At 45.1% G+C, this 6,334-nt stretch carries 3 protein-coding genes and 1 pseudogene; all 4 read left to right on the forward strand.

Annotation, left to right across the window (positions count from 1 at the left end; genetic code table 11):
* Positions 1 to 234 precede the first annotated feature (234 nt).
* Positions 235 to 1,980, forward strand: a pseudogene (locus V7K85_RS17020) (amino acid adenylation domain-containing protein); the annotation flags it as partial.
* A gap of 24 nt (positions 1,981 to 2,004) precedes the next feature.
* Positions 2,005 to 3,498 carry a phosphopantetheine-binding protein gene (locus tag V7K85_RS17025; protein ID WP_334814802.1) on the forward strand — a complete coding sequence of 498 codons (1,494 nt, stop codon included), beginning with the start codon at positions 2,005 to 2,007 and terminating at the stop codon, positions 3,496 to 3,498.
* 231 nt (positions 3,499 to 3,729) lie between these two features.
* Complete coding sequence (locus V7K85_RS17030) at positions 3,730 to 4,422, forward strand: iron-containing redox enzyme family protein (RefSeq protein WP_334814803.1); 693 nt, start codon at positions 3,730 to 3,732, stop codon at positions 4,420 to 4,422.
* A 317-nt stretch (positions 4,423 to 4,739) separates the two neighbouring features.
* The gene (locus tag V7K85_RS17035; RefSeq protein ID WP_334814804.1) at positions 4,740 to 6,278 is read left to right on the forward strand and encodes a type I polyketide synthase; all 1,539 of its coding nucleotides are present in this window, start codon (positions 4,740 to 4,742) and stop codon (positions 6,276 to 6,278) included.
* Positions 6,279 to 6,334: the final 56 nt, after the last annotated feature.

Below are 6,334 nucleotides of genomic sequence, written 5' to 3' on the forward strand. Positions count from 1 at the left end.
GTCAGGATGCTTTAAGGCTGACAAGATAATATTTTTAACCTCTAATTCCTTTTGATTTGCGTTCTCTCATATCGCTTTTAGTCTAAACTCCAGTTGTAAGAGAATAAAGAGAAAGATAGGGGATAGATTTTCAAAAAATTTATATTGCACCAGTTGAATGAGCTACTAGGTCACTACAAAATCCAACTTTGACTAAATTCAATGATTCCGTCAAATAATGATTCAAAAATCCCCGTCGCCAATTCACAACAGGAATGCGGCAAAAAGCTTTTGACAGAGACAGAACGGCATAAGTTATTAGTTGAGTGGAATAACACTGAGAGCGATTATCCACAAGATAAGTGTATTCATCGACTATTTGAAGCGATTGTTGAGCGAACTCCAGAAGCGGTGGCGGTGGTATTTGAAGGGGAACAGCTGACTTACGGTGAACTGAATGCAAGGGCGAATCAGCTAGCCCACTACCTTCAAGCGCTTGGCGTAGGTAAAGAAGTTTTGGTGGGCATCTGTATGGAGCGCTCCCTAGAGATGGTAGTGGGACTGTTGGGCATTCTCAAGGCAGGAGGAGCGTATGTGCCGCTTGACCGGGCTTACCCAACTGAGCGATTGGCCCTCATGCTGGAAGACACACAAATATCAGTGCTGCTAACTCAAGCGCGGTTAGTCGAGTCTCTTCCTCCCCACTCTTCGCACGTTGTCTGCCTGGACAGGCAATGGCAGGAGATGGCTTTCCAAGGTGAGGAGACCCCAATCAGTGAGGTAACCCCCGATAACCTAGCCTACGTCATCTACACTTCCGGTTCTACAGGCAGACCAAAGGGAGTAGCCATGAGTCACTGTCCCTTATCGAATCTAATTATTTGGCAACGAGAAAACTCAACGCTGCCTATGGGGGCAAAGACTCTGCAATTTGCTCCTGTGAGTTTTGATGTTTCCTTTCAAGAAATCTTCTCTACTTGGTGTTCAGGCGGAACGCTGGTCTTAATCTCAGATCGAGTGCGCCTCGATGCTTTTGAGTTGTTGCGTTTTCTTGCAGCTCAAGAAATCAACAGACTCTTCCTTCCCTTTGTCGCCCTTCAACAGCTAGCTGAGGTAGCTGTTGCTCAGGGAGCCGTTGTCCCGACGCTGCGTGAGATCATCACTGCTGGCGAACAGTTGCAGATAACCAGACCGATTGCCAACTGGTTGACAAAGCTACAAAATTGCACTCTACACAATCACTATGGACCATCCGAAAGCCATGTAGTTACAGCTTTCACTCTTACTGGTTCACCTTCGGATTGGCTTGCACTTCCTCCGATTGGTCAGCCCATTGGTAACACACAGATTTATCTGCTGGATTCCCAGATGCAGCCAGTTCCCCCAGGCATCCCTGGGGAACTATACATTGGTGGGATAGCCCTGGCACGGGGCTACCTCAATCGACCCGATTTAACTGCCGAGCGATTTATTCCCGACCCGTTTAGCGACTCACTTCAAGCGCGTCTCTATAAAACTGGCGACCTAGCCCGTTACAATCGTGATGGTAACATTGAGTTTCTCGGTCGGAGCGACAACCAGGTAAAGATACGTGGCTTCCGCATTGAGTTGGGAGAAATTGAGGTTGTACTTGCAGCATACCCTGCGGTTCGACAAGCTGTAGTCAAGGCTTGTGAGGATGTACCCAGTGACAAACGCCTAGTAGCCTACATCGTACCGACTTCCCAAGAAAGCTCTCAAAAGAAGCAGAGCCAAGAGGCACAATTGCAGACCCAGCAAGTGCTGCAATGGCAGACCATCTACAATGACACGTACAGCAAGGCTAGTGCGGAGTCAGATCCGACATTCAATTTAGTTGGCTGGAGGAGTAGTTATACCAATCAGCCTATTCCTACCGAGGAAATGCGGGAGTGGCTCGACGATAAGGTTCAGGCGATTGTTGAAAAGCAACCCAGTCGTATACTCGACATTGGGTGTGGAACAGGTCTATTGTTGTTTTAGATTGCTCCCCACACAAGCTGTTATTTGGGAACGGACTTCTCGCCAGTGGCGCTAGACTACATTGAGCAGCAGTTGACCAAACTGGAGCAAAAACTGCCTCAAGTGAGTCTAGACCAGCGAATGGCAAACGACTTTGAGGGGTTAGATGCACAAGCGTTTGACGCTGTCATCCTCAACTCAGTAGCGCAACACTTTCCCAATATTAACTATCTGATGCGTGTCTTAGAAGGTGCGATGAAAGTCATTGCACCTGGAGGCTTTATTTTCGTGGGGGATGTACGCAGCTTGCCCTTGCTGGAGGCGTTCCATACATCCGTCGAGCTGCATCAAGCTCCAGGAGAGCTATCTATAGCCCAGTTGCAGCAGCGCGTGCAAAAGCAACTGTTGCAGGAAAATCAACTGGTGATTGACCCGGCTTTCTTCGCGGCTCTTGGGCAACGCTTCCCAAACATCACGCACGTACAAATCCAGCTAACTCGGGGTCAACACCACAACGAACTCACTAAGTTCCGCTACAACGCGATACTATATGTGGGAGCCCAGACCGATGCCCCGGAAGACTTTCCCTGGGTGGACTGGCAGAAAGAACAGCTAACGTTATCTGGTGTGCGTCAGTTGCTCAAAGAGTCGAAGCCTGAGAGACTAGGCATTACACGAGTCCCTAATGCACGACTGGCAGAAGACCTCAAAACCATAGAATTGCTTAAAAATCCTGAAGACGTTCAGACGGTAGGTCAGTTACGCTCTGTTCTCAAAGCCATTCCCCACCAGACGAGTGTGGAGCCTGAAGACTTGTGGGCTTTGGCTGACGCTCTGTCTTATTCCTTGGTTCTCAGTTTGTCGGATTCTGGTGCTTCAGGTCACTGCGATGCGGTATTTGTGCGCCGCCTAACTTCAGGGGAAGCCCCTGTAAGAGTGCTAACTCCCCTGACGAAGCAAACGAACAGCTGGCGTCCTTGGCATTTCTATGCCAATAATCCCCTACAACCAAACTTAAGCAGTCAACTAGTGCCGCAGCTGCGGAGTTATCTGAAAGCACGTCTGCCCGATTACATGATGCCCAGTACCTTTGTGTTGCTGGAAACTCTCCCCTTAACCCCCAATGGGAAGGTGGATCGCCGCACCCTGCCGCTTCCCGAAAGGTTTAGACCTGAGTTGGCAATGGTTCTCGTCATGCCTCAATCAGATATAGAGCAACTGATTGCTAAGGTTTGGCAAGGGGTTTTGCAATTAGATGAGGTGGGAATTCATGACAACTTTTTTGATTTAGGTGGAAATTCTCTACTCCTGTTGAAAAGTTGTAGTGAATTAGCTGAAATTTTGGGAAGAGAACTATCAATTGTGAATCTGTTTCGATACCCCACTATATCGGCTTTAGCTCAACATTTAAGCCAAACTAATGGAAAAATTTCTACCGACAAACACCAGGAGCAAAGCAGTAGACTTGACCGACAGCACTCTTCAGGAAAGCAACGAAGACAGCTAAGACAAAGCCATCGTTATAGTAAAGAATTATGATCGTTAGCAATATAATGTTTTTAATTTTTAGTTATTAACTTCCTGACTAGGATGATAAATCAAGCTAAATTAGGAGTAGGTAAATGTAAATTAGTCTGTGAGAGATTATACTACAAAAGTTGATGCGTAGCTTTTGTTTTACGGCTTACGTCACAAGATATTGCTGCTGGGTTAAGTGACTTGCATCTACTACTTAGTCAACTAATTCTTTACTCTTTTAGGAGCCAAACCATGACAAGCTTAACTGGCAAAGAAACCAAATCTAACGCTCAAATTCTAGAACAATTATCTAGTCATGACCTCAACCAAAAATTAAAAAATCATGAGGTACTCAATAAGATTAGGCAAGACTTTCTAAATGAGGAACAAGTGAGTTTTATCTTAAGCCAATACTGGCATCCTCTAGACAACTTTCCTTCCTTCTTAGCTGGGTTGATTTTTTGTACAAAATCCGTTGAGATTCAAACGTTTGTTTCAAAGATACTGTATCAAGAACTGGGTGAAGGAAATTTCCAAAAAGCTCACTCAGTAGTTTATAAAAAAACTATATATGATGTGGGTCTCGATCTAGAGAAAATTATTAATACTCCGCCTTTACCAGAAACAACTTCATTAGTTGAGATATATAATTTACTGCTAAACAATTTAAATTATCTTAGGGCTTTGGGAGGGCTTTATAGCACAGAGTTTTACGATCTAAAGATTGTTTCAAGTATCGGTAAAGCAATTAGTAATCATACCAAATCCCAGAAATTACATTGGGTCGATATTCATGTAACCCAAGAACCAGACCATGTAGCTAGTGTTGAGTACGCGCTATCTTGTCAATTCGATAGCGAGCAAGAGAACGAAATTCTTCAAGGAGCTAAAGAAATGTTTTCTGGATGGATTAACTTCTTTGACGCGATAGGAAATCATTTGTAAATTTAAAGTATTTATAAGATTTTAGGATTAGTTGATCAATTGATTGTGGCATTGTTTTAAAATCCCACTACACCATTCTTTAGCCCAACACTCGGTAGAACTTACGCACGCTTGTACGAAATTAGGTCTTTCTAAGCGATAGAGAAGAAGCTTAACCCTTTGTAATGGCCTTACTGTGTGAAAAGTCCTAACGTAAGTTAAACTATATCCAAAGTCTTTGCCTTCAAGCACCTAAAGCAGAGCGGTAGGTTTGAGTGTCAGCCTTAAGGAAAGTGACAAAAGTAGTAAAGGCAAAGCCATCGTAATAGCCAAAAACTATGACTGTTAATATCAGAGAATCAGATATTGCCATTATTGGTATGTCGAGCCGCTTTCCGGGGGCTAAGGATGTCGATGAATTTTGGGAGAATCTGCTCCAAGGAGTAGAGTCCATTTCCTTTCTTTCTAATGAGGAATTGAGGCAAAGCGCTCCAAATTGGCTTCCTAATCCCAACTACGTGAAAGCCAGTGCGGTTTTGCCAAACATCGACCTGTTTGACGCTTCTTTTTTCGGTTACAGCACTCTAGATGCCGAAATCATGGACCCGCAACAGCGAATTTTCTTGGAATGTGCTTGGGAAGCTCTTGAGAGTGCTGGCTACAATCCAGAAAATTATCGAGGCTTGATAGGGGTTTATGCAGGTTCAGGGATGAACACTTACCTGATTAATAACGTTCATCCAAACCGGGGCTTCTGTGCCGATCGCACCTTCTTAACATCAGCCAGTGATTTACAAATTAGGCTTAACAATGAAAGAGACTTTCTGCCCACACGGGCTTCTTACAAACTGAACTTAAAAGGATCTTCTGTTAATATTCAGACGGCATGTTCAACTGCATTGGTAGCTGTTCACATAGCGTGCCAGAGTCTGCTTAACGGTGAATGCGATATGGCTCTAGCAGGAGGCATTGCCGTCAGTGTTCCTCAAAAAGTGGGGTATCTGTACCAGGAGGACATGATTTGGTCGAACGATGGACACTGCCGTGCCTTTGATGCAGAAGCTAGTGGAACTGTGTTCGGCAACGGAGGTGGAATTGTTGTCTTAAAACTGCTAGAGGCGGCGATCGCGGATGGAGATTGCATCCATGCAGTCATCAAAGGGTCAGCGATTAACAACGATGGTGCTCGCAAAGTTGGTTATACAGCTCCCAGCGTAGAGGGTCAAGCTGCCGTAATTTCAGAGGCTCTGGCGAGCGCACAAATTGACCCAAGCACAGTCACCTACGTAGAAACCCACGGAACTGCTACCCGTCTGGGAGACCCCATTGAAATTACAGCACTAACTCAAGCCTTTCGCCAGAGTACCGAGAAAAACGGTTTTTGCGCGATTGGCTCGGTCAAAACCAATATCGGACATATTGCGGAAGCGGCTGGTATCGCAGGTTTGATTAAGACTGTGCTGGCACTAAAGCACAAAACCATACCACCCAGCTTGCACTTTAGTCAACCTAATCCCAATATTGATTTTGCCAACAGCCCCTTTTACGTTAATACGACACTTTCTGAATGGAAAGCGAATGGAACTCCAAGACGTGCTGGAGTGAGTGCTTTTGGGATGGGGGGAACCAATTGTCATGTAGTTTTGGAAGAAGCCCCACAGTCGAGCAACAATCAAGAGTCAAATGAGCGTCCGCTCCATATTTTAACCCTATCGGCAAAGACACCAAAAGCTCTCAATGAGTTGGTACAGCGTTATGAAGTTTATCTGAAGTCCCATCCAGATGTCTCTATTGCAGATATTTGTTTCACAGCTAACGCAGGGCGCAAGCACTTTAATCGAATGGCACTAAGAAAAGCTCTAACCTATACTCCATAATGATTACAGGCATTAATGCCTTAAGAGCAGTGGACGCTTTGCTGCGATCGCTATTT

This window comes from Nostoc sp. (genome assembly GCF_036917615.1).
Lineage (GTDB): Bacteria > Cyanobacteriota > Cyanobacteriia > Cyanobacteriales > Nostocaceae > Nostoc.

Coding starts and splice junctions, on each gene's coding strand:
- V7K85_RS17035 (WP_334814804.1), top strand. CDS start 4,740: ATGACTGTTAATATCAGAGAATCAGATATTGCCATTATTGGTATGTCG.
- V7K85_RS17030 (WP_334814803.1), top strand. CDS start 3,730: ATGACAAGCTTAACTGGCAAAGAAACCAAATCTAACGCTCAAATTCTA.